Raw genomic sequence first — 24,276 nt, forward strand, 5'->3', positions numbered from 1 at the left:
GAATGGAACTATCTATTAAAGCTACTTTTAAAAGAAAATTTATTGCTGGCTTAATCGTAACAATTCCAATAGCAATAAGCATTTTCATACTTGTCCAGCTTTTTAAAATAGTAGATGGGCTTTTAGGTCCTATTTATGATTACATTTTTGGCAGACATATTGCAGGACTTGGATTTATAACAGCATTGCTTATTGTTTTTGTGGTAGGAATTGTTTCAACAAATGTTTTTGGAAAGAAAATCTTAGACCAGCTTGAAAAATTGCTGTTTCTGAAAATTCCTGTGTTTAAGAGCTTATATTCATCATTGAAACAGCTGATTGACGCATTTTCTCCTGAGAATAAAACATCATTCCAAAAGTTTGTTATTGTTGAGTATCCAAGAAAGGGTAGCTTTGTTTTTGGCTTTCAGACAAAAGAGTGCTATTTAAAGGATAATGGTTTGGAGAAAAAGCTCATAGCGGTTTATATACCAACAAACAACCTATATCTTGGTGAAGTAGTTCTTTTTGAACCAGATAGCGTTATACTTACAAGCATTCCTGTGCAGGAAGGCATAAAAATAATTCTTTCAGGTGGAATAGCAGCACCAGAAAATATAAGAGGTGAAAGATAGTGGATATAGTTATTTTGGCAGCTGGACTTGGAACAAGAATGAAATCCCATCTGCCAAAGGTTCTCCACAAAATCTTTGAAAAACCAATCATAGACTATGTAATAGAGCTTGCCAAATCCATAATAATAAATTACGAATCACCAATAACCAATCCCGATTCACCTACTATTCATGTTGTTTTAAATCCGTCTTTGAAAGAAGTCATAGAGCATGTCTCTAAACAGGGCGTAAATATAGTTTTTCAGGAAGAACCTAAAGGAACAGCCCATGCATTACTCTCGGCATTGCCATATTTGAAGAGTGAAAAGGTTTTGATTCTTAATGGAGACACTCCGCTCATAAAAAAGGAAACTGTTTCAAAATTAATAGAAAACTTTGATAAAAACTCATTAGACCTTGCTATTCTTTCCTTTTATCCTAAAAGGGAACACTCCTATGGAAGGATTTTAAGGGACTCTGGAGGAAAGGTTCAGCGAATTGTTGAAATTACAGATTTGAAGGAAGAAGAAATCTCTGTCAATGAATCAAATAGCGGTGTCTATTTAATGCGAAAGGAGATTGCAGAACTATCAAGAGAGGTGAAAGAAAATCCTCGCAAAGGTGAGTTTTATCTTACTGATATAGTTGAGATAGCTATAAAAGAGGGCAAAAAAGTAGAAGCCTATCCTTTGGCTGATGAGGATGAGTTGCTTGGAATAAATACAAGGGAAGAACTTGCAATGGCAGTGCGATATTTAAGGGATAGGATTGTTAGAGATTTAATGAAAAAGGGTGTAACATTCTATGACCCTCAGTTAGTATGGATATCTCCATCTGCCACCATTGGGCAGGACACGATTGTTTATCCAAATGTTTTTATTGAAGGTGAAACATGTATTGGTAAAAAATGCGTTATTTATCAGGGAGTAAGGCTTAAAAACTGTATTGTTGAAGATGAAGTTGAAATAAAGGACTGCACAGTGGCAGAAAACTCTGTGATCAAGTCAGGAGCGAAAATTGGTCCCTTTGCCCACATCAGACCCGAGACAATCATTGGAAGACAATGCAGAATCGGAAATTTTGTTGAGGTTAAAAAATCTAAAATTGGTGATGGCACAAAAGCTGCGCACCTTAGTTATTTAGGTGATGCGGTAATCGGTAAAAATGTAAACATAGGAGCAGGCACGATAACCTGTAACTATGATGGTAAGAAAAAGCATAAAACAATCATTGAAGACAATGTTTTCATAGGCAGTGACACTCAGCTTGTTGCTCCTGTAACTGTAAGAAAGGGGGCATATGTTGGAGCAGGCTCAACAATAACAAAGGAAGTTCCTGAAGATTCTCTTGCCATAAGTAGAACACCACAGAAAAACATACAAGGCTGGGCAAAAAAGAAAAGGGAGATAGAATAATGTGTGGAATAATCGGATACATTGGTGACAAAAACGCAGTTCAAATAGTTTTGGAAGGGCTAAAAAAACTTGAATACAGAGGATATGATTCTGCAGGAATAGCATATTTTAAAGATGGAAAAATTAATATCATAAAAAGCAAAGGTAAAATCGCAACTCTTGAGTCTTTAATTGACAAATCAATGTCATCCAATATAGCAATAGGGCATACAAGATGGGCAACGCATGGAAAACCAACTGATATTAATGCCCATCCCCATCGCTCAGGCTCAATTGTGCTGGTTCATAACGGAATAATAGAAAACTATGATAAGATTAAAAGCGAACTTAAAGAAGAAGGTTATATATTTGTTTCTCAGACAGACACTGAAGTAATTGCCCATCTTATCAACAAATACAAAGCGGAGAACAACTTTGAAGAGGCAGTAAGAAAAGCAGTGTCTCAGCTTAGAGGCTCTTATGCAATTGTCGTGACGGATGAGAATGAGCCTGACAAAATAATTGGCGTAAGAATGGAAAGCCCTCTTGTTGTTGGTGTTGTTGATGGTGAGAAATTTTTAGCCTCTGATGTACCTGCTTTTCTCAATTACTGCAATCGTGTAATTTTCCTTGATGATGGTGAAATAATTGTCCTTAAAAAGGATGAAGTAAAGATTTGTGATTTAGAAGGGAAAGAAAAGAAGAAAAAGCCTGTTACAATTGATTGGACTCCTTCAATGGCTGAAAAGGGTGGATACAAGCACTTTATGCTAAAGGAGATTCACGAACAACCAAGAGCAATTGCCGATACAATACGAGGAAGAGTAATACTTGATGAAGCAAAATTTGTATATCATGAATTAGGCATAAAACACGAAGAGCTTGTCCTTACACGAAAGGTTTATCTTGTTGCCTGTGGAACATCTTTTCATGCATGTCTTGTTGGAAGATATATGATGGAGTATATTGCTCAAATTCCTGCAGAAGTTGACATAGCTTCTGAGTTCAGATACAGAAACATTTCTTTTGATGAAGACTCTCTATTCATAGCTATAACTCAGTCAGGTGAAACAGCAGATACCCTTGCAGCATTAAGGTATGCAAAAAGCAAAGGAGTAAGAACTCTTGCAATATGTAATGTGGTTGGTAGCACAATAGCTCGGGAAGCTCACTCAGTTTTTTATACCCGTTCAGGTCCTGAAATTGGAGTTGCATCAACTAAGGCTTTTACTTCTCAGCTTGTAGCTCTTTATATGATCGCATGGGCGCTTAATAGAGCAAAAAGAAAAACTACTGTTGATATTGTAAAAATTCATTTATCTCAACTATTTCATCTTCCCCATATGGTTGAACAGGTTTTAAAGACTGAGCCTCAGATTCAGAGTCTTGCAAAAGAGCTTTACAAAAAAAATAATTTTCTTTATCTTGGAAGGGGACCAAACTATCCTGTTGCCCTTGAAGGAGCTTTGAAATTAAAGGAGATTTCATATATACACGCAGAAGGCTATGCTGCAGGAGAGATGAAACATGGACCAATTGCCCTTGTTGAGGAAGGCTTTCCTGTGGTTTTCGTTGTAAATGACGAAGATATTTATTTTGATAAAGTTCTCTCCAATATGGAAGAAATTAAAGCAAGGGATGGCTTTATTGTAACAGTTACAAACAGTAAAGATAAAAAACTACAAAAGCTTTCTGACAGAATTATACATATTCAAGAGTTTTCTGTAAGCCCATTTTTGAATGCGATTTTGTTTACTATTCCTCTGCATCTTTTGGCTTATCATATAGCTTTGCTGAGAGGTTGCGATGTGGATCAGCCAAGAAACTTGGCAAAGAGCGTCACTGTGGAATAAATTAGCCATAGACTTATGTCTATTGGCTAAAATAAAAATTAGAGGGGTAGAGCCATGAAAGATTTCCCCCTATGGGAATTAAATCCTCAACAGCAAGAAGCAGTAATATACTGTGAAGGACCACTTCTTGTAATTGCAGGTGCAGGAAGTGGTAAAACAAGGGTCATAACTTATAAATATGCTTATCTTACCCGTGCATTAGGCTATCATCCGTCTACTATATTCACAGTTACCTTTACGAATAAAGCTGCAGATGAGATGAAAGAGAGAATATCAAGGATGTGCAATGGACACTTGAAAAACTGCTGGATAGGCACATTTCACTCCCTTTGTTTGCGCATTTTGCGAAATCATATTGACCAGCTCGGCTATAAAAAAGACTTTATCATATACGATGACGATGATCAGGCTGCTTTAGTAAAAAGAATTCTTAAAGATTTTAACATGCATGAGGCATTATGTAAATGTTTGGTATCAAAAATAAGCAATCTTAAATCCAATCTCATCTCTCCTGAAGATTATGCTTCAAAGATAGAGGGATATGAATTTGAAGAGAGATTAGGCAGAATTTATGCAAAATATCAAAATGAGCTAAGAAAATACAATGCCCTTGACTTTGACGACTTAATTTTAAATGTAATAACGCTTTTGCGGGAGAATGAGGGGCTTTGTCAAAGATATGCAGAATATTTCAGATATATTTTGGTTGACGAATTTCAAGATACAAACAAAGCACAGTATGAGCTTATTAACATACTCTCAAAGTATCATAGAAAAGTTTGTGTAGTTGGAGATGATGACCAGAGCATATACAGATTTCGTGGAGCAAATGTTCATAATATTTTAAACTTTGAGAATGATTTTCCCGGCACAAAGGTTATCAGATTAGAGCAAAATTATCGCTCTTCAAAATACATTATCATGGCTTCCAATTCAATGATTTCAAAAAATATATACAGAAAACCAAAATCCCTTTGGACAGATAGAGATTGGGGAGAAAAAATATTTTACTGTCAATTATCAAACGAGGAAGAAGAAGCAAAATATATAGCAAAAAACATAAAGGACCTATATCTTAAAGGCAATTATGAATACAGGGATTTTGCCATTCTCTACAGATTAACTTTGCAAGCAAGGGCATTGGAAGAGGCATTAAGAATAGAAGGTATTCCATATCAAGTAGTAAGTGGAATCAGTTTTTACCACAGAAAGGAAATAAAGGATGTCATTTCCTATATGCGTCTTCTGATAAATAGGGATGACAATGTAAGTTTATTAAGAATTATCAATACCCCTCCCAGAGGAATAGGAGCCGCTCTTGTTACGAAAATTGAAAATGAGGCAAGGAAAAACATGTGTTCCTATTATGAGGCTATAAAATTGATAATAAAAGATGACAATGCTAATGAAGTTCAGAAACAAAAATTAATGGCATTTGTTGATTTGATAGAAAGCCTATCAAGCATAGAATACAAAACAGCATCTCAAATGATTAAAAATATCTTAAACAGCACAGGTTATCTTGAAGAGATTGAAGAAGAAAGGATTCAAAATGTTCTTGAACTTTTATCATCGGCTGAAAAATTAACTGTTAGCGAATTTCTTGATAAAGTATCTTTGATATCTAATGTTGACAACTGGGAGAGCAAGAAAAATTATGTCTCACTTCTTACCCTTCATTCTGTAAAGGGTCTTGAATTTCCTATTGTTTTTATAGCAGGATGCGAAGAAGGCATTTTGCCTTATTTTAAAGCTTTAGATGATCCGCAGGAGCTTGAAGAAGAAAGAAGGTTGTTTTATGTAGGCATGACAAGGGCAAAGGATATTTTATTTATAACAAGTGCAAAACAAAGAAAGCTTTATTCAAAAACCCAAAATCAGGAACCATCAAGCTTTGTCAAAGACATTCCTTCTGAATACTGTCACTGTATTAGAAAGGATTATAGCACCTTTGTCCCTGAATGCAAAGAAAAAGAAGCCACCAAAGTCAAACCACCATTTAATATTGGATGCAAAGTTAAGCATCCTACATGGGGAATTGGAGTTGTTAGAGATTGCTATGGTGAAGGAGATGATTTAAAGGTAGTAGTTAACTTTCCCGGCATTGGGGTTAAAAAATTAGCTCCAAAAATTGTAAATCTCCAAAAATTGTAAATTTAGAAAGAGTTTAATCGTAGGGATAAATTAATAAGGAGAGGAAAATATGAAAATATCAAAGGAAATGGTTAAGCACATATCTCTTCTAAGCAGGCTTGAACTCAAAGAAGACGAAATAGAAATGTATCAGGAGCAACTCAGCAGAATACTTGACTACGTTGAAAAACTAAATGAAGTAAATACAACTGATGTGGAGCCAACATCTCATGTTTTGTCACTAAACAATGTTTTTAGAGAGGATATTGTTAAGCCTTCTATTTCAAGGGAAGAGGCTTTAAAAAATGCACCCGATGCTACTGATAAATTTTTCAGAGTTCCTAAGATAATTGAATAAAAATGCTACGAAGTTTTCTAAGAGCTAAATTACATATGGCAAAGGTAACAGAAGCTAATCTGTTCTACGAGGGTTCAATTAGTATTGATACAGAGTTGCTTGAGCTTGCAGGAATTCTTCCATACGAAAGAGTATGGATTAGCAACATGGATAACGGAGAGAGATTTGACACCTATGTAATACCTGCTCCAAGAGGCTCTAAAACAATAGGACTTAACGGACCTGCTGCAAAAAAAGCTTCTGTAGGAGATAGAATTGTCATCTTTTCATACGGATATTTAACTGAAGAAGAAATACCTTCACATAAACCAAAAATCCTTATCCTTGACGAAAACAATAATATCGTCAAGTCCTATACTCCTTCAGTGTTCTCCAAATAACTTTTACTTAACAATCAAATCGGATAATAGATTTGGATTTTGGATTGTTTTTCATTACAAACTATCATCGCGAACCCTTTTCTTTGTAATAGGAAGGACTTTATTCCTGAGGTAATCTTTAAAAATTCGTAAAACGTAAGAAGTGAGATGTAAAAGGTAAAAGACGAGATTACTTCAGCAGCTCATCGGTCTGCCTAGCAATAAGAGGATGAGGTATAAAGGAAGACCGAGTTGTTTTTTTGCTATGGCACCTTTGCAATGACAAGGATGGTGGTTGACAGAAATTGTTGTGAGCCAAAGGTGTGGCATACCATCGCAATGATACTTAAGAATCGGACAATTTAGATAATAATAAACTCGGCAAGTTGATAACTACTAAATATATGGAGTAAAATTATAAATTAATTTAATTTTTAGAGGGAGAAAACTATGAAGATTAAAGGGAAAGTCTGGAAATTTGGAGACAACATTGATACAGACGCTATTATTCCTGCCAGATATCTCAACACGTCTGATCCAGCAGAACTTGCAAAGCATGTTATGGAGGACGCTGACAAAGATTTTCCATCAAAAGTAAAGCCCGGAGATATTATAATTGGAGGAAGAAACTTCGGATGTGGCTCTTCCCGTGAACACGCACCGATTGCAATAAAGGCAGCTGGGGTGCAAGCAGTAGTAGCTAAAAGCTATGCGAGAATATTTTTTAGAAACGCCTTCAATATTGGGCTTCCAATTTTTGAAGTCCCTGAGCTTGTAGATGAGACAGACGAGGGCGATAAAATTGAAATTGATATGAATTCTGGAGAAATTCTTAATTTAACAAAAGGCAAAAAATACCACACAAAGCCAATTCCAGAGTTCATGCAAGAGTTAATAAATGCAGGCGGATTAGTTGAATGGACTAAGAAAAGATTAAATAGGGAGGGTATAAAATGAAAAAGTCCTGTAAAACAAGAAGTTGTAAAAGCAAAAAGGCATCTAAGACTTACAAAATTGCAGTAATTCCCGGAGATGGCACAGGACCTGAGGTTATTCGTGAAGGAGTAAAGGTTTTAGATGCTGTAAGCAATAGAGCTGGATTTAAGCTTGACTACACTTATTATGACTTTGGAGGAGAAAGATATCTTCGCACTGGTGAAACTTTGCCTGACAGTGCCATTGAAGAATTAAAAAATTTTGATGCCATCTATCTTGGAGCAATTGGTCATCCAGATGTAAAACCCGGAATTCTTGAAAAAGGAATTTTACTCAGGCTTCGTTTTGAACTTGACCAGTATGTTAATTTGAGACCTGTAAAGCTTTATCCCGGCGTTGACTGCCCGCTTAAAGATAAAAAACCAGAGGACATAGATTTTGTTGTTGTTAGAGAAAACACAGAGGGCTTATACACAGGCTCTGGAGGATTTCTTAAAAAAGGCACACCTGATGAGGTAGCTATTCAGGTATCAATTAATACTCGCAAGGGAGTTGAAAGATGCATAAGATTCGCTTTTGATTATTGCAGAAAAAGAAATAAAAAGAAAAAACTTACCCTTTGCGGAAAAACAAATGTTCTAACCTTTGCATTTGACCTTTGGGAAAGGACATTCTATGAAGTTGCAAAGGAGTATCCTGACATTACAACAGATTATGCCCATGTAGATGCAACTACAATGTGGTTTGTGAAAAATCCTGAATGGTTTGATGTAATAGTGACAGACAATATGTTTGGTGACATAATAACTGACCTTGGAGCAATGATTCAGGGCGGAATGGGAATTGCTGCTGGTGGAAACATAAATCCCGAAGGAGTATCAATGTTTGAACCTATTGGAGGTTCAGCACCAAAATACACAGGCAAGAATGTGATAAATCCGCTTGCTGCCATATGTGCAGGAGGAATGATGCTTGAGTATCTTGGTGAGGAGGATTCTGCAAAATTAATTGAAAGGGCAGTGATTGAAATTACATCAAAGCATCTAAAAAGCCTTGCTGCTGGTAAAATGGGTTACACTACAACAGAAGTTGGGGACTTGGTTGCAAAATATGTTACAGAACTACCTATGGAGGGATAAATATGCTTAAGAAAAAAGAAAAATATGTAGTTGCAGTAGTTGGAGCTACAGGTGCTGTAGGCAATGAAATGATAGCAGTTTTGGAAGAGAGAAACTTCCCTGTTTCAGAACTGAGACTCTTTGCATCTGAAAGGAGCGAAGGAGTCAGGTTAAAGTTTAAGGGAGAAGAGATTCCTGTTCAAACATTGAAAGAAGATTCTTTCGTTGGTATAGATATAGCTCTTTTTTCAGCAGGCGCTGAAAGATCAAAAATTTGGGCACCAGTAGCAGCAAAGAGTGGCTGTGTTGTGGTTGATAATTCAAGCCAGTGGAGAATGGACCCTGAAGTGCCACTTGTAGTTCCAGAAGTGAATCCCCATGACCTTAAATGGCATAAGGGAATTATTGCAAATCCAAACTGCTCAACAATTCAGATGGTTGTTGCTTTAAAGCCAATCCATGATGTTGCAAAAATCAAAAGAGTGGTGGTGACAACCTTTCAAGCAGTATCAGGAACAGGCAAAAAGGCAATGGATGAGCTTCTTCAGCAGACAGTTGATTTGCTCAATTTCAGAGAGATAAAGATTCAGGTGTATCCGCATCAGATTGCCTTTAATGTGCTTCCTCACATAGACAAATTCCTTGAAAATGCGTATACAAAAGAAGAGATGAAGATGGTAAAAGAGACTAAAAAGATTATGGGAGACCCCTCAATCAGGGTAACTGCAACAACCGTTCGTGTTCCTGTTTTCAGAGGACATTCTGAAAGTGTGAATATTGAAACAGAAAAGAAAATCACTGCCCAAGAAGTAAGAGAACTTCTTAGCAAGGCTCCGGGAGTGGTTGTGATTGATAACCCAGAAAAGAATGAGTATCCACTTCCAATTTATGCATCAGGAAAGGATGAAGTTTTTGTAGGAAGAATTCGTGAGGATGAATCAATAGAAAATGGCATAAACATGTGGGTTGTCTCAGACAATCTTCGCAAAGGTGCTGCATTGAATGCTGTCCAGATTGCTGAAGAACTGATAAAAATGGCTGAGTAAAACTTTAATAATTAAAAGGAGGCAATTATGTTAGGAGACAGAAAGGATTATATATTTACCTCTGAATCAGTGACAGAGGGGCATCCAGATAAAGTAGCTGACCAGATTTCTGACGCAATTCTGGATGCAATGATTGCTAAAGACCCTTATGCAAGGGTGGCATGTGAAACACTTGTAACAACAGGACTTGTAATGGTAGCAGGTGAAATTACCACAAGCTGCTATGTGGACATACCATCTGTAATAAGGGAGACTGTAAAGGAAATTGGTTATACAAGGGCAAAGTATGGCTTTGATTATGAAACCTGCGCAGTAATCACCTCAATTCATGAGCAATCTCCAGATATTGCAATGGGAGTTGACCCGGGAGGAGCAGGAGACCAGGGCTTAATGTTTGGATTTGCCTGCAATGAAACAGAAGAGCTCATGCCAATGCCAATAATGCTTGCCCATAAACTTGCGATGAAGCTTGCTGAGGTAAGAAAAAAGGACATTCTTACATACCTCAGACCAGATGGTAAAACTCAGGTTACCATAGAATACAGGGATGGAAAGCCCTATCAGATTAGAAGCATTGTTGTATCTGCCCAGCATTCACCAGACATTACTTTGAGAGAGATGAGAGAAGACATTGTTGAAAAGGTGATAAAACCTGTTATTCCAAGAGAGCTTCTTGATGAAGAAAATGTACAGTATTTCATCAATCCAACAGGAAGGTTTGTAATTGGTGGACCAATGGGAGACACAGGACTAACAGGAAGAAAAATCATAGTTGATACCTATGGCGGAGTTGCAAGACATGGTGGTGGATGCTTTTCAGGCAAGGATCCAACAAAAGTTGACCGTTCCGGTTCATACATGGCAAGGTATGTTGCAAAGAATCTTGTAGCTGCAGGACTTTGTGACAGGGTAGAAATACAGATTGCCTATGTAATTGGAGTTCCTGAACCAGTATCAGTTTACATCAACACCTTTGGCACAGGAAAGATTGAAGACATAAAGCTTGAGGAGATTGTTAAAAAAGTATTTGACCTTACTCCAAAGGGCATCATTGAAAAGCTTCAGTTAAGAAGACCTATTTACAAAAAAACTGCAGCCTATGGACATTTTGGCAGACTTGACCCAGAATTCACATGGGAACAGACAGATATGGCTGAGACTTTAAGAAAAGAAGCAGAGCTTATTTAGTAGATGGTGATTAGTGGCTGGTGGTTTGTGGATAGTGAAAGGTGAGAGGGATTTCAATGCTAACTTTTAGTGAATGCATTGCAATCTGTCATCGAGAGCTAAGGGCGTGGCGGTCCTATTTCCTTGATGACTCCATCCAGTCATTGCGAGCAGTTCGAAGGACTGCGTGGCAATCCCATTCCTTATTAAAGGAAAAAGGCGAGATTGCTTCGTCGCTATCGCTCCTCGCAATGACTCTTCCTCTTGTCATCACGAGGCTTGTGAAACAAGCCGAAGTGACCTCTCATTGGCAGAGGAGAAAAACGAGATTGATTCGGGCACGGAGCCTGTCGCGAGCCGAAGGCGTGGCGATGCCGTTGCAATGACGATGAGGGAATGCATTGCTATGACGAAGATAAGAGTGCCTCCCGATAACGAAATGGGGTTCATTGCGAGCCTCACCGATTATTTTTTGTCATTGCGAGCCTCCGAAGGAGGCGTGGCAATCTCTCCGTTATATGAAGAAAAAGAGAGATTGCTTCGTCGCTATCGCTCCTCGCAATGACAGACTAAGGGGTCTCGCTCATTGCAATGACGAAAAGGATGGGAGACTGTTGCGAGCCGAAGGCGTAGCGATGCCGTTGCAACTACAGACTAAAAAGGGTTTTACAAAAAATCGTCCAATTTAGAAATAAATAAAAAGGAGGAGGATGTGAAATACGATATCAAGGATATAAAACTGGCTGAGAAGGGAAAGCTCAGGATTGAATGGGCTGAGATGGATATGCCAGTTTTGAGAATGATTAGGGAGAGATTTAAGAAGGAGAAGCCTCTTAAGGGAATGAGACTGGGTGCTTGTCTTCATGTAACAACTGAAACAGCAAATTTGATGATTACATTGAAAGAAGGCGGTGCTGAAGTTGCTCTCTGCGCATCAAATCCCTTAAGCACGCAGGATGATGTTGCATCCGCACTTGTAAAATTCTATAAAATCCCTGTTTTTGCAATTAAAGGTGAGGACAGAGATACCTATTATCAGCATATATACGAAGTGCTCAACATAAAACCTCATATTACAATGGATGACGGAGCAGACTTGATTTCAACGCTTCATAAGGAAAAAAGAGATATTCTATCCAATGTTATTGGAGGCACTGAGGAGACAACAACTGGAGTGATTCGTCTTAGAGCAATGGCTAAAGATGGAGCTCTTCAATATCCCGTGATTGCAGTAAATGATGCTTATACCAAACACCTTTTTGACAATCGCTACGGAACAGGTCAGAGCACAATTGATGGAATTCTGAGGGCAACTAATAGACTTCTTGCAGGCTCTGTTTTTGTTGTTTGCGGTTATGGATGGTGCGGAAGAGGAGTTGCCATGAGAGCAAGGGGAATGGGAGCAAGAGTTATTGTAACAGAAATTGACCCTCTTAAAGCCCTTGAAGCAGTAATGGATGGATTTGATGTAATGCCAATTCAAGATGCTGCCAAGATTGGAGACATATTTGTCACAGTAACAGGAAACATTAATGTAATCTCTGAAAATGTTTTCTTAAAGATGAAAGATGGCGCGATAGTATCAAATACAGGGCATTTTAATGTAGAGATTGACATTGAGGCTTTAAAAAGGCTTTCTAAGTCAGTAAGACAGATAAGAGAGTTTGTAGAAGAATTTACATTGCAGGATGGAAGAAGAATTTATCTTCTTGCAGAAGGAAGGCTTGTTAACCTAAGTGCTGCAGAAGGACATCCTGCTGCGGTTATGGATATGAGCTTTGCTAATCAGGCACTTTCTGCTGAATATATCTTTAAAAATGGCAAGAAATTGGAAAATACAGTCTATTCAGTCCCTGAAGACATTGACAAGGAAATTGCCCGGCTAAAGCTCGAGACTATGGGAATAAAAATTGACAAACTCACAAAGGAACAATTCAAATATCTCAACAGCTGGCAAGAGGGAACATAAAAAAAGGGAGGCAATCGCCTCCCAGAGATATTACTTTTAAAATAAAAACATGCGAGTTTTACATACTTCTGACTGGCATTTAGGAAAAAATCTTGAAAATTTCTCTCGCATTGATGAGCAGGATAGATTTTTAGAAGACTTTGTACAGATTGTTGATGAAAATGATGTTGATCTTGTCATAATTGCAGGAGATGTTTATGATTCTTCCAATCCTTCTGCTAAAGCTGAAAGTCTTCTTTACAGCACATTAAAAAAGCTTTCAGATGGGCAAAGAGTAATTCTTATCATAGCAGGCAATCATGACAACCCTGAAAGACTTTCTGCAATAAGTCCTCTTACCTATGAAAATGGAATTATAATTGTAAGCAGTTTAACCGATGTTTTACCAAAAGGAAACTTTGGAAAATTCAAAGTTATAGAGTCTGGAAAAGGTTATTTTGAAATTGAGCTTAAAGGAGAAAGAGCAATAATCCTTACAATGCCTTATCCGAGCGAAAAAAGACTGAATGAGTTATTCACAGAGGAAAAAGATGAGGAAATTATGCAGAGATGTTATTCTGAAAGAATTGGTAAAGTTTTTGATGAGCTTTCAAGTAAATTCAGAAAGGACACTATAAATATAGTAGCATCCCATTTGTTTGTTGCTGGAGGAGAGGAATCTGGCTCTGAAAGACCTATACAGTTGGGAGGAAGTTTTTTAGTTGATGTATCCCATTTGCCAAATAATGCTCAATATATAGCGCTTGGTCATCTTCATAAACCACAGCAAATAAAATCCACAGTGCCAATTTTTTATTCTGGCTCACCTCTGCAATACAGTAAAAGCGAAGTGACTCAGTCAAAAGGAGCATACATTGTAGATTTAAAACCTGGGAGAGAAGCTCAAGTCAGCCAGATTTTCTTCAAAAACTATAAACCTATTGAAATTTTCCGCTGTAATGGAATAGATGAAGCAGTTCTTATTTGCAATGAGTATCAGGACAAAGACATATGGGCATATTTTGAAATAAGAACTAAAGAGCCTTTACCACAATCAAAGATAAAAGAGATGAAAAGAATACTGCCAGATATTATTGAAATAAAACCTATTTTCCCAGATGATGAGATAAATATTGAAGAGTTTGAAATTGAAAATAAAAGCATAGACGAGCTCTTTAAGGAGTTTTATTTAAAAGAAAAAAGATTTGAACCTTCGCAGGAACTAATTGAACTTTTTATGAAAATAATAAGAGAAGAAGATGAAGCCCATCAGTCTTAAAATAGCAGGACTTAATAGTTTTGTTGAAGAACAGTTTATTGATTTTGAAAAATTAACAAGCAAGGGACTTTTTGGTATATTTGGTCCTACTGGAAGCGGAAAATCAACGATAATAGAGGCAATTGTATTTTCTTTATATGGAAAAATTCCAAGAAATAGCAGAGATTTCATCAATTCCCTTTGCAACTCAATGTTTGTATCCTTTGAATTTGAATTAACCATAGATGGACAAAAGAAGAAATATATAGTTGAAAGAAAGATAAGTCGGGATACAAAAAAGAGCACTTATAAAACTGTAATATCAAGATTAAGAGAAAGGGGAGATACAGATAATATTCTTGCTGAAAAAGAAAGGGAACTACAACAAAAAATAATTGAGCTGATTGGACTCACAGCTGATGATTTCACTCGTTCAGTTGTGCTTCCTCAGGGAAAATTCAGCGAATTTCTTAAACTTACAGGACGAGACCGACGGGACATGTTAGAAAGGATTTTTGGTTTGGAAAAATACGGCAATAGACTCGTATCAAGAATAAGGGAGATGAGGAAAGAAAAAGAAAATGAACTCAGTCGCATTGATGGCATACTGAACCAATATGAAGGTGTAAGCAGAGAAGCATTGGAAGATTTAACTAAAAAATATAATTTTTTGCAGGAAGAGGAGCAAAAATTAAGGGAGCAACGGGAAAAAATTGCTCAACAAAGAGAAAAGCTAAAAGAAGTATGGGACAAACAGCAAGAATTAAAGCAGTTTTTAATGAAGAAAAAAGAGTTTGATGAAAGACTTGCTGAAGTAGAATTGAGTAAGAAAAAACTTCAGAAAGCCGAAAATGCAAATTATACAAAACCATACATAGATTCATTGAAAGAGACAGAAAAAACAATAGAAAATACCAAATCTGAACTTAAAAAATGTTCCATAGAACTTGAACAGGCAAAAAAAGAACTTTCTGAATCTGAGAAACTATATAATATTGCACTTAAACAAAAGGAAGAGCAGATACCTGTTTTAATTGAAAAAGAGGAAAAACTCAAAAGAGCATTCAAACTTAGAGAAGACATAAAGCTGATTAAAAGCGAAAATGATAAACTTGAAAAAGAAATTCAAAAGATAAAAAAACAAAAAGAAAAGTTAGAGTCAGAAATAAACAAAATTTCAAATCTTATAGATGATTACAACAAGCAACTCATTAATAAAGAGGATGAACTCAAGGCTCGTCAAGTTGCTCCAGAAATAAAAGAAAAAATCTTCTACGGCTATGAAATTCAGAAAGAGTTTGAAAGGCTTGAAATAAAGAAAAAAGAAAAGGAAGACAAAATTGCGTATTTAAATGCTTTGATAAATAATTTGGAAAAAGAAAGGCTTGAAAGAGAAATAATATTGAGGCAAAAGGAAGAAGAAAGAAAAGGAATTGAAGAAACGATAGTCCAGCTTGAAAATAAGAAGCCTCCAACCAATGAAGAACTTCTCAGTCTTCAGCAAGAACTTGGAATTTTGACGCAAAAAATTATTGATTATAATGAAAAAGCAAAGAAAATGACTCAGATTGAAGAAGAATTAAAGAAAATTGTAAATGAAAAAAGCAATATTCAGGCTGAAATCAATAAATTTGAACAGGATATAAAAGAAAAGCAGGCAAATTTAGAAAAATTAAAAGATGAAACAGAGAAACTTAAAATTCAAAATATCGCTGCTGAATTAGCAGAGAGTCTTCAACCGGGAATACCTTGTCCTGTATGTGGCTCTACTCAACATATAAAACTTGCTCAAAAAATTGAAAGTGAAAAAATCAAAGAAAACGAAGAAATACTAAAAAATTTAGAAAACGAAATAAAGCAAACACAAAATATAATCTCTGAACTCTGTCAAAAAACATCAAAACTCCAAGCACGAGAAGATATGTTTAAAGAAAGTCATAATAGCCTATCAGAGGAGTTGAAAAATATTGATATAACTCAATTAGAGAATCAAAAGTTACAAATTCAAGAATCCCTTGACAGAGGGAAGGAGGAATTAAATGCATGGATGCAAATAAAAAATGAACTTGAAAGTTCATTAAAAAAACTGAAAGATGAAATAACAGGGCAAAAGTTAGAACATACAAAAATTACGGAAAATATTAAAAACAATAGAGATAACTTGGATGAATTAGCCCAATCCCTTAAAGAAACTACAGCAAAATATGAAGAGCTAAAAATTAAACTTGATAATGCTCGCAATGAATTAGGAATTGAAGATTTCAGAAAGTCAGTAGAAGAGATAACAGAAAGTGAGAAAATAATCAACAAACTTGTGCAAGAAATTGAAAAATTGAGAAAAAAGGTTGAAGAGGCAAAAAACAACAAGGAGAGCCTTCAGGCAAGATTAAATAATGAAATTTCAATCCAACTGGCTCAAAAAAATCAGCAGTTAACAGAGCAGAATAAAAATCTAAATGAAAAACTGCAAGAACTTAATATTTTGACAGAGGGTAAAGATTTAGATTCATATTTTGAGGAAGTGAAGAAAGAAAAAGAGCAAATCTTAAATAACGAAAGAATCAGCAAGGAAACTTTTGAGAAAGCACAAAAAAATGTTCAAGAAAAAGAAAGTAAAAAAGTATCTCTCCTTGAAAAGTTGGATTTATTAAACAATATGTTAAAGGATAAAATCAATCAACTTAATCAAGTCCTTGCGGAAAAGGGCTTTAAAGACAAAGAAGAGGCATTAAATAACTATCTTACCTCTACACAAATAGAAAAATTAAAACAGGAAATAAAAGCTTTTGATGATAGTTATGCATTGATAATCAACAACATTGACAGATTAACAAAGTTTTTACAAGGCAGACAAATAGACGAACAGGAATGGTTATTTCTTGAAGAAAGGCTTAAGGAAATAGAGAAAGAATTAACTGAGAAAAGTAAAGAAATTGGAGCACTAAAACAAACTTTAACTGATATGACGGATAAACTTCAAAAGGTAGAGGAATACACAAAACAAAAAAATGAGCTTGAAAAAGAAGTTAATATGCTTAACGAACTTGATAGACTTTTTGAAGGCAATAAATTTGTTGAATTTGTTGCCACAAGACAACTCAGACATATAACTCTTTCAGCCACAAGAAGGATGAAAGAAATTAGCAGAGGTAGATATGCAATTGAACTTAGCTCTGACAACAACTTTGTCATAAGAGATGACTTAAACAGTGGAGTAAGAAGATCAGTTGAAACTTTGTCTGGCGGAGAAACTTTTCTTGCATCCCTTGCTTTAGCCCTTGCACTTTCATCTCAGATTCAACTGAAAGGAAGAGCTCCGTTGGAATTCTTTTTCCTTGATGAAGGATTTGGAAGCCTTGACTCAGAAATACTTGACATTGTTATGACATCTTTAGAGAGGCTCAGGCAGGATAAAATTTCAGTTGGAATAATAAGCCATTTAGATGAGCTTAAAAACAGAGTGCCAATTAAACTAATAGTAACACCGCCCAACAGTTTTGGAGAAGGAAGCAAGGTCAGAATTGACTATACATAAATTTAGCGATTTCTATAAAATCCTTGTTATTCTGTCATTACGAGATACTTTAGCCCAACTTCATCAATTTTCAGCCTTTAAAAATATCAAAAGCTTTATAATTCAATAAGTTATATCTTTTTTCATTCAATTTTGTAGTCTAACCTAATTTCATTATTTTTGCCTATTTATTCCCTTAAATATTGACTTTTTTGTCTAATTTTTGTATGCTAAATAAAAAAGGAGGTAACTATGTTTGTAAAAGAATCTTGGTCAACAAAAAAAGGTAAAAAATACAAAACCTACGAAATATCTAAAGCTTACAGAGACAAAAAAACTAAAAAGGTTAGGCATGAAAAAATTGCCAATATCACTCACTTAGGTGAGCCTCTTATTTCCAAAATAAGGCAACTGCTTAAGTCACCTGAGAAAAAGGTTGTAGTGGACAAAGACAAGTTTTTTGAGGATGCAACTTCAGTAGGGCATATACTGTTACTGTTAGGATTTATGATGAAGATAGGGTTTCTGGGATGGTTAAGGCATTTTCCAAAGAAGGTAAGAGATTTGCTTTTGGCAGTAGTGCTTAACAGGATAATAGAGCCAAGGAGTAAGTATGCATCAGTGGGATGGATACGAAGAAGTGGTTTTATGGAACTGTTTGATTTAAGGGAAGAGGATATGCATGCAAATGAGATATACAGGGCAATGGACAAGTTGTATGAGAAGATGGATAATGTGTTAGATGATTTTTATAAGACGGGAGCACAAGGGACAAAGTTGTTGCTTTATGATATTACCTCAGTATACTTTGAGGGTCAAGGACCTCTGGGGCTTGCAAGATATGGATACTCAAGGGATGGGAAGCCCGATAAAAAGCAAGTATTGTTGTGTTTATGTTTGAACGAGAATAAATTTCCAGTGCATTTTGATGTTATAGAAGGCAACATATCAGATAAGGAGACAGTAAAGGGACTAATAAGTCAGTTAAAGAAGAGATACGACATCAAGGAGGCAGTATTTATAGGAGACAGGGGGATGGTGACATTACAGAATATAGAGTATCTTGAGAGAGAGGGGATAAACTACATATTAGCGATGAGATTTAGGGAAGCAAAGAAAATGGTAGTGCAGAAGGGTATACAGTTTAGATATATTTCAGAAGGAGACAGTTGTCAAGAATTTTGTGTCTCATGCGCAAATCTCATCTGAAACATTTGTTGAAGTTCATACAATACCCCACGAGATACAGCCATCGGTTTGCTCCATCTGCCTTTTCTTATTTTATCTACTATCACATATATAGCCACTGATGCAGTTTTCTCAGATTGAAAATACCCTCCAGAGTTTACCCTTAAGACTTCCAGCCTGCTATTTATATTCTCTACCGCATTCGTTGTATATATGTGCTTTCTTATCTCTTCTGGATATTTCTTGTAACAAAAATAATTCTCCTTCTTGCTATTTAGCATCTTTATATAGGCAGGATATTTCTTTTCAAATCTCTTTAGCACATCTTCAAATTCCCTGACAGTATCCTCATAATCGCCTATGTGTTTTATTCTGTTAATCTCTTCACTAAACTGCCTTGCATCAGCCTTTGACATATTTTTGTAAATATTTCTTTGCATATGAACAAGGCAAAGTTGATGGTCAGTTTGAGGAAATAAGGTCTTTACAGCCTCACTAAGCCCTGGAAAATCATCAGAGACAATTATCATTACTCTCCTCAATCCCCTGCTAATCAGATTGTTAAATATCTTGAGCCAATCTCCTTTGTTTTCTGAGCCAATAAAAACATAATACCCATACAAATCTTTCTTCATCTGCATATCTATCCCTAAAACCGTATAGATGACTGCTTTACGAATTCTTCTGCTTTCATCCTTCATCTCTGTATGATATGCATCACAAAATAGGGCAAAACAATCAGAAGGCAGTTCTCGGCTTACTAATTCTTTTGCTTTACTGTATAACTCCTCTTTTAACTCCTCTATTTGCTCAGGAGAATATGGAAGATTCATGCTTTTAAGAAGACTTTTGATCTTTGATGGAGAGTAACTCTACAGAATCAGATTTAGGATGAAATCCTCAAAATCTTTGTCAAATCTTTTCCAATGAGGTGGTAGCACTGCGGAGCGAAATCTTCCCTGTCTGTCTCTTGGCACTGACAAATTTAAATTTCCAAACATACATCCGAGCTGTCTTTGATAAAACCCATTTGATTTGTTGTCAGAGTCTGCCTCTACAAAAAAATCTCTTTCTTTCTTCATCAATAAATTAAAAAGCATCTCAGCTAAAACTTTAATGCTTTCCTGAGGTGGCATCTCTGCAATTTCTTTAATAAAATTTTCAAGCCCAAACTGCCTTATCACTTCCCATTCCTCCTTTTTTAAGGTTATTCCATAAATTGTTTTTTTTTGTGCTATTATTCTTTTTAGTTCCCATTTTCCTCTAATCCAAAAAATATCTGCACAATAGACACAATTTTATTATAACTTCCCATTGGAAAGTATACTTAAAAGGGGCAGGGAGGCATTGGAAAAAGTAAGGCAGATGGTAGAAAGAGGAAAGCTAAGAGACAGGGAGAAAATACTGAGGAGGGCGCAGAGGAAACTGACAAAAAGTGGAGCTGAGAATTATTATGATTTCAGATACGAAGAAGGCAGATTTCAGATAATAGCAAAGCAAGAAGCTATAAAGAAGGCATATGATATGTGTGGGAAGTATATTTTGCAGACGACATTAATGAAGGAAGAAGATGAAGAGATAGAGAGGCAGTATAAGGAATTACAGACAGTGGAGGATGCATTCAAGCAGTTAAAGGATTTTGTAGAGATAAGACCGATATATCATTATAAAGACAGGAGAGTAAGGACGCATATATTTTTATGTGTGGTAGCCCAGACAGTGTTAAACAGGCTAATGGATGAGTTGAAGGAGAAAGGATGGTTAAGGGAGAGCAAAGAAAACAGTCTGAAGAAGTGTTTGGACAAATTTTATGAGATAGGGATAGGAGGTTTTGAGATAGAGGGGGAGAAAATAAGGATTATGAGCAAAGCTAAGGAGGAACATAAAAAGATACTTAGAATATTGGGAGTAGGGGATAAGATTTTCAGAACTTACGAAAGTGCGAGAGAATTTTGTAGGCTAATCTAAAAATTATAACTCATTGATTTTAAAATTTTTTTATTCAAAAGTTGATGAAGTGGGGTTTAGTCCTAAAGCAATTCTTTCTTTTTATGAGATTGCCACGCCCCACCTTCAGTGAGGTTCGCAATGACGCCCTTTCTTTATCATTGCGAGGGTATCCTTTTCTCCGTCATTGCGTCCTCCCTCCTCGTAATTGCGAGCGAAGCGAGGAGGAAGCAATCTTGCCTTCTCCCCTTCAAAGAGATTGCTTCGCATCCTTCGGATGTTCGCAATGACGGAAAAAAATAATCGGTAATGCTCGCAATGACAGCAAAAAATACTTAATTTTCAGATGGTTTTATCAATTATTGGGTTTCTATCGCTATTTTTGGGTGGTTGTTTTTAGGTTGAAAAATTAGGCAATTTTAAGTTATAAAATATAGTTATGAAAAAACTCGCTGTAGTATTCCTATTGCTCATCTGGTTACTATCTCCTACAATTATCAGGGCTGAAAATGAAACTGATATACCTTCATTAAAACAAGATGAAAAAAGTGAAGTTATATTCTCTGGTAATGATAATTTTAAGCTTTTACCTGAGACTAAAGAGAATTTAGTAACAAAAATTCAAAAGCATATTGATTTATTTTCAGAAAGATTAAGGGATAAGTTTTCTATATGGCTTTCTCGTTCAGGTAAGTATATAGAAAAAATGAAAGAAATACTTGTAGAAAAAGGATTGCCAGAGGATTTAGTTTACCTTCCTTTAATAGAAAGTGGATTTAATGTTAATGCAAAATCTCCTGCAAAAGCTGTAGGACCTTGGCAGTTTATAGAAAGCACAGCTAAGCGATACGGACTTGTGGTTGATTGGTGGAGGGATGAAAGAAAGGATCCAATAAAATCTACAATTGCAGCTGCAAATTATCTTAAAGACCTTTACAAAATGTTTGGAGATTGGTCTTTGGCTCTTGCAGCATACAATGCTGGTGAAGGAAGGATATACAAAGCAGTTAATAGAATTGGCGAAAATGATTATTGGTCTCTTCTAAATACAAGATACATCCCAAGAGAAACTCAAAATTATGTTCCAAAATTCATTGCTGCAATTACAATCGCAAAACAACCTGAAAACTTTGGTTTTGATAGTATTGATATGCATGAACCTTTAGAGTTTGATGAAGTAATTATTCCATCGCCTACAGATTTGGATATTATTGCTAAATGTGCAGAGACTGACTTGGATACAATCAAAAAACTTAATCCTGAGCTTAAAAAGTGGTGCACTCCTATGAATGTGAAAGAATACAAAATACGAATTCCCAAAGAAAAAAAGGAAGTATTTTTGAAAAATCTTGAAAATATTCCAGCAGAAAAAAGATTCAGCTATGACACTTATGTTGTTCAAAAGGGAGACACTATAAACAAAATTGCAAAAAAAACAAAACTTGCAACTCATGTATTGTATGAAATGAACGGCACAGAAGTTTTTAAAAATTTAACTCCAGGAACTAAAATAATGCTCCCACCCCATGATAAATACACCCTTTCAAAAGAAGACATTTATTATGAGAAGAAAATAAGCAAAAAAGCCAAATCTTCAAAGAAAAAATCAACAAAGAAAGATAAGAGTTCTTCAGTTAAAAAAGTATCAAATAAAAAAGTCAAAAAGTAAAAAAGTCAAAAAGTAAAAAAGCTTATTTTTCTTTTTGCTCTGGAGAAGTTTTTACCAAAGCTGTAAATGGTGAAGCAGGATATTTATTAACAAGAGTATCATAATATTTTTGGGCTTGTTCTTTATTGTCTTTTCCTGACTTTATCAGTTGATTTTTGTAACTCATTGAAAAATAAACATTCTTATTTTTAAAATCCTCATTTTTTGTACATCAACTCTTCTGTGAAGAAAATTTATCGGAAATGTTTATATGGAAAAGTCTTCTGCTGCAGTAAGATTCTCTGGAATTTTTGCTTTGAGTTTCCTCATAATAAGTTTCTGTATTTCACTGAGTTTATGCCTTATATAGTAATCTCTTTCCGCTATTTTGACCTCTGTCACTACCATATCCCTCAATGCATCCCTGATTCTGTCAGCTGCTATATTGTCTTTTCCACTTCCCTTAAGTAACTGCTGTAGTGTCCTCATTAGCAAAAAAGACATAAAACATACTACAAAATGTCCTCTTATCCTTCTCTCTGTCCAGTGAAATATTGGCCTTACCTGAAGGGTGCTTTTCATTATTCTGAAACTTTCCTCTATCTTCCACAGATTATGATATGCCTCAAGCACTTGCTCAGCAGTCAGCCACTTCTCAGAGCTCTGTATCGCATAGTACCCATCAAATCTTTCATCCTCCTTGATTCTGTCTATATCCAACTGCCAATTTATTTGATCCTTTGAGGTAATATATCTTTTGCCTCCTCTTTTGTTCGCTGCCGTTATGCTTGTTGGCTCCTCAAGCATCTTTATCGCTTTCTCTATCAACCTTTCTCTGTCATAAGCATCTTTCTGAGCCCTCTTTGATGAATAGCTTATCACTACTGTGTCCTGTATCTCATGCACTAAACCATCTTCATTTTTGATTTTATGAATATAGGGAATGCTTTTGTATTTGAATATTTCATCAGAATGTATAATCTCTCTGTAGCCTTCATCTTTGAAAACTTCATCCAAAAGTTCTTTACCTATGCCCTTTAATCTCATTGCCACTATGTAGCCATATCCAAGCTCCCTTAAGCTTAAAAGATTGAGTTTGCTATTTATCCCTCTGTCAGCTACCACTATCACTTTGTCTATACTAAATCTCTTCTTCATCCTCTCTAACACAGGCTTAAGGGTTTTGACATCAAATGTGTTCCCACTGAATAAATCATATCCTATCGGTCTGCCTTCTTTGTCCACTAATAATCCTAAAACTATCTGTACCCTGTTTATTTTGCCATCTTTGCTAAATCCATACTTCCTTATCACATCCTCATTCTGACTCTCAAAATAAATGGTCGTTACATCATAAAAAACTACATCCACTGTCATATTAAATAAATTCTTGTTCTGCTCAAATAAATATACCTCTATATCTTCTTTCTTGTCTGCCAATACATCCAATGCCCTGTAAAGATGATTAAATCCCAAATCTTGTTGTCCAATGTAGCTGGCTCTGCTTTCATACATGCCAAGCTTGCTGTCTGACTCCATCAAATGCCTCGATACCATATAAAATACTGCCTTCCCTAAGTCAAACTCTCTTTTGCCCTTTACCCTTATTTGAGAAAAATATTCATCCAGCTTGAATTTGTCCAATAGCTTCTTTAGCACCATATGCCCATATCTACGCAACTGACCCTCTGATATGGATGAACTGAGTTCTTTGTTCTTGTCCTGATGCTCTATGACCATCTCAGCAAGTTTCCTAAATGATGCAGTATTGATAAAATCATCTAACTTGCCAAGACTGAAGCCCCACTTCATCAAC

General features: G+C 35.9%; 18 protein-coding genes and 1 pseudogene. 16 read left to right on the forward strand and 3 right to left on the reverse strand.

The window, feature by feature from the left end:
- Nucleotides 1–2 precede the first annotated feature (2 nt).
- The 14 genes from ACYQ3P_RS09600 to ACYQ3P_RS09665 all read left to right on the forward strand — a co-directional run bounded on the left by ACYQ3P_RS09600 (nt 3) and on the right by ACYQ3P_RS09665 (nt 18,886).
- On the forward strand, nt 3–614 hold the full coding sequence (locus ACYQ3P_RS09600) for a DUF502 domain-containing protein (RefSeq protein WP_460177676.1): 612 nt from the start codon (nt 3–5) through the stop codon (nt 612–614).
- Complete coding sequence (gene glmU, locus ACYQ3P_RS09605; RefSeq protein ID WP_460177677.1) at nt 614–2,008, forward strand: bifunctional UDP-N-acetylglucosamine diphosphorylase/glucosamine-1-phosphate N-acetyltransferase GlmU; 1,395 nt, start codon at nt 614–616, stop codon at nt 2,006–2,008. The genes ACYQ3P_RS09600 and glmU overlap by 1 nt, the downstream gene beginning before the upstream one ends.
- Nucleotides 2,008–3,840 (forward strand): glutamine--fructose-6-phosphate transaminase (isomerizing), encoded by a 1,833-nt coding sequence (gene glmS / locus ACYQ3P_RS09610; RefSeq protein WP_460177678.1) that lies wholly within the window; start codon nt 2,008–2,010, stop codon nt 3,838–3,840. The genes glmU and glmS overlap by 1 nt, the downstream gene beginning before the upstream one ends.
- A gap of 54 nt (nt 3,841–3,894) precedes the next feature.
- Complete coding sequence (locus tag ACYQ3P_RS09615) at nt 3,895–5,994, forward strand: UvrD-helicase domain-containing protein (RefSeq protein WP_460177679.1); 2,100 nt, start codon at nt 3,895–3,897, stop codon at nt 5,992–5,994.
- 49 nt (nt 5,995–6,043) lie between these two features.
- Nucleotides 6,044–6,331: an Asp-tRNA(Asn)/Glu-tRNA(Gln) amidotransferase subunit GatC gene (gene gatC / locus ACYQ3P_RS09620; RefSeq protein ID WP_460177680.1), complete on the forward strand. Its 288-nt coding sequence runs from the start codon at nt 6,044–6,046 to the stop codon at nt 6,329–6,331.
- A 2-nt stretch (nt 6,332–6,333) separates the two neighbouring features.
- The gene (gene panD / locus ACYQ3P_RS09625; RefSeq protein WP_460177681.1) at nt 6,334–6,711 is read left to right on the forward strand and encodes an aspartate 1-decarboxylase; all 378 of its coding nucleotides are present in this window, start codon (nt 6,334–6,336) and stop codon (nt 6,709–6,711) included.
- Between the two features lie 429 nt (nt 6,712–7,140).
- A complete protein-coding gene (leuD, locus tag ACYQ3P_RS09630) occupies nt 7,141–7,647 on the forward strand; it encodes a 3-isopropylmalate dehydratase small subunit (RefSeq protein ID WP_460177682.1) in 507 nt (168 codons plus the stop codon).
- Nucleotides 7,644–8,765 carry a 3-isopropylmalate dehydrogenase gene (locus ACYQ3P_RS09635; protein ID WP_460177683.1) on the forward strand — a complete coding sequence of 374 codons (1,122 nt, stop codon included), beginning with the start codon at nt 7,644–7,646 and terminating at the stop codon, nt 8,763–8,765. The genes leuD and ACYQ3P_RS09635 overlap by 4 nt, the downstream gene beginning before the upstream one ends.
- A 2-nt stretch (nt 8,766–8,767) precedes the next feature.
- The gene (locus ACYQ3P_RS09640; RefSeq protein ID WP_460177684.1) at nt 8,768–9,790 is read left to right on the forward strand and encodes an aspartate-semialdehyde dehydrogenase; all 1,023 of its coding nucleotides are present in this window, start codon (nt 8,768–8,770) and stop codon (nt 9,788–9,790) included.
- A gap of 27 nt (nt 9,791–9,817) precedes the next feature.
- The gene (gene metK / locus ACYQ3P_RS09645) at nt 9,818–10,978 is read left to right on the forward strand and encodes a methionine adenosyltransferase (protein ID WP_460177685.1); all 1,161 of its coding nucleotides are present in this window, start codon (nt 9,818–9,820) and stop codon (nt 10,976–10,978) included.
- A 691-nt stretch (nt 10,979–11,669) separates the two neighbouring features.
- Nucleotides 11,670–12,926, forward strand: a complete 1,257-nt coding sequence (gene ahcY, locus ACYQ3P_RS09650) for an adenosylhomocysteinase (protein ID WP_460177686.1) — start codon at nt 11,670–11,672, stop codon at nt 12,924–12,926.
- Nucleotides 12,927–12,975: 49 nt separating this feature from the next.
- Nucleotides 12,976–14,184, forward strand: a complete 1,209-nt coding sequence (locus ACYQ3P_RS09655) for a metallophosphoesterase family protein (protein ID WP_460177687.1) — start codon at nt 12,976–12,978, stop codon at nt 14,182–14,184.
- The gene (locus tag ACYQ3P_RS09660; RefSeq protein ID WP_460177688.1) at nt 14,165–17,698 is read left to right on the forward strand and encodes an AAA family ATPase; all 3,534 of its coding nucleotides are present in this window, start codon (nt 14,165–14,167) and stop codon (nt 17,696–17,698) included. Before ACYQ3P_RS09655 ends, ACYQ3P_RS09660 begins: the two co-directional genes overlap by 20 nt.
- 231 nt (nt 17,699–17,929) lie before the next feature.
- Nucleotides 17,930–18,886: an IS1634 family transposase gene (locus ACYQ3P_RS09665; RefSeq protein ID WP_460177689.1), complete on the forward strand. Its 957-nt coding sequence runs from the start codon at nt 17,930–17,932 to the stop codon at nt 18,884–18,886.
- Here the strand turns inward: ACYQ3P_RS09665 and ACYQ3P_RS09670 are convergent.
- Nucleotides 18,850–20,001: pseudogene (locus ACYQ3P_RS09670) on the reverse strand (IS256 family transposase). The gene ACYQ3P_RS09665 and the pseudogene ACYQ3P_RS09670 overlap by 37 nt on opposite strands.
- Nucleotides 20,002–20,179: 178 nt before the next feature.
- Between ACYQ3P_RS09670 and ACYQ3P_RS09675 the strand changes: the two are divergent.
- Nucleotides 20,180–20,833 (forward strand): IS1634 family transposase, encoded by a 654-nt coding sequence (locus tag ACYQ3P_RS09675; protein ID WP_460176947.1) that lies wholly within the window; start codon nt 20,180–20,182, stop codon nt 20,831–20,833.
- A 418-nt stretch (nt 20,834–21,251) separates the two neighbouring features.
- On the forward strand, nt 21,252–22,481 hold the full coding sequence (locus tag ACYQ3P_RS09680) for a transglycosylase SLT domain-containing protein (protein WP_460177690.1): 1,230 nt from the start codon (nt 21,252–21,254) through the stop codon (nt 22,479–22,481).
- Nucleotides 22,482–22,503: 22 nt separating this feature from the next.
- Here ACYQ3P_RS09680 and ACYQ3P_RS09685 read toward each other — a convergent pair whose 3' ends face one another.
- Together ACYQ3P_RS09685 and ACYQ3P_RS09690 are read right to left on the reverse strand one after the other, a co-directional pair.
- On the reverse strand, nt 22,504–22,647 hold the full coding sequence (locus ACYQ3P_RS09685) for a hypothetical protein (RefSeq protein ID WP_460177691.1): 144 nt from the start codon (nt 22,645–22,647) through the stop codon (nt 22,504–22,506).
- A gap of 80 nt (nt 22,648–22,727) precedes the next feature.
- Complete coding sequence (locus ACYQ3P_RS09690; protein WP_460178075.1) at nt 22,728–24,272, reverse strand: IS1634 family transposase; 1,545 nt, start codon at nt 24,270–24,272, stop codon at nt 22,728–22,730.
- Between the last annotated feature and the right edge of the window lie 4 nt (nt 24,273–24,276).

It is taken from the genome of Thermodesulfovibrio hydrogeniphilus (assembly GCF_054657355.1).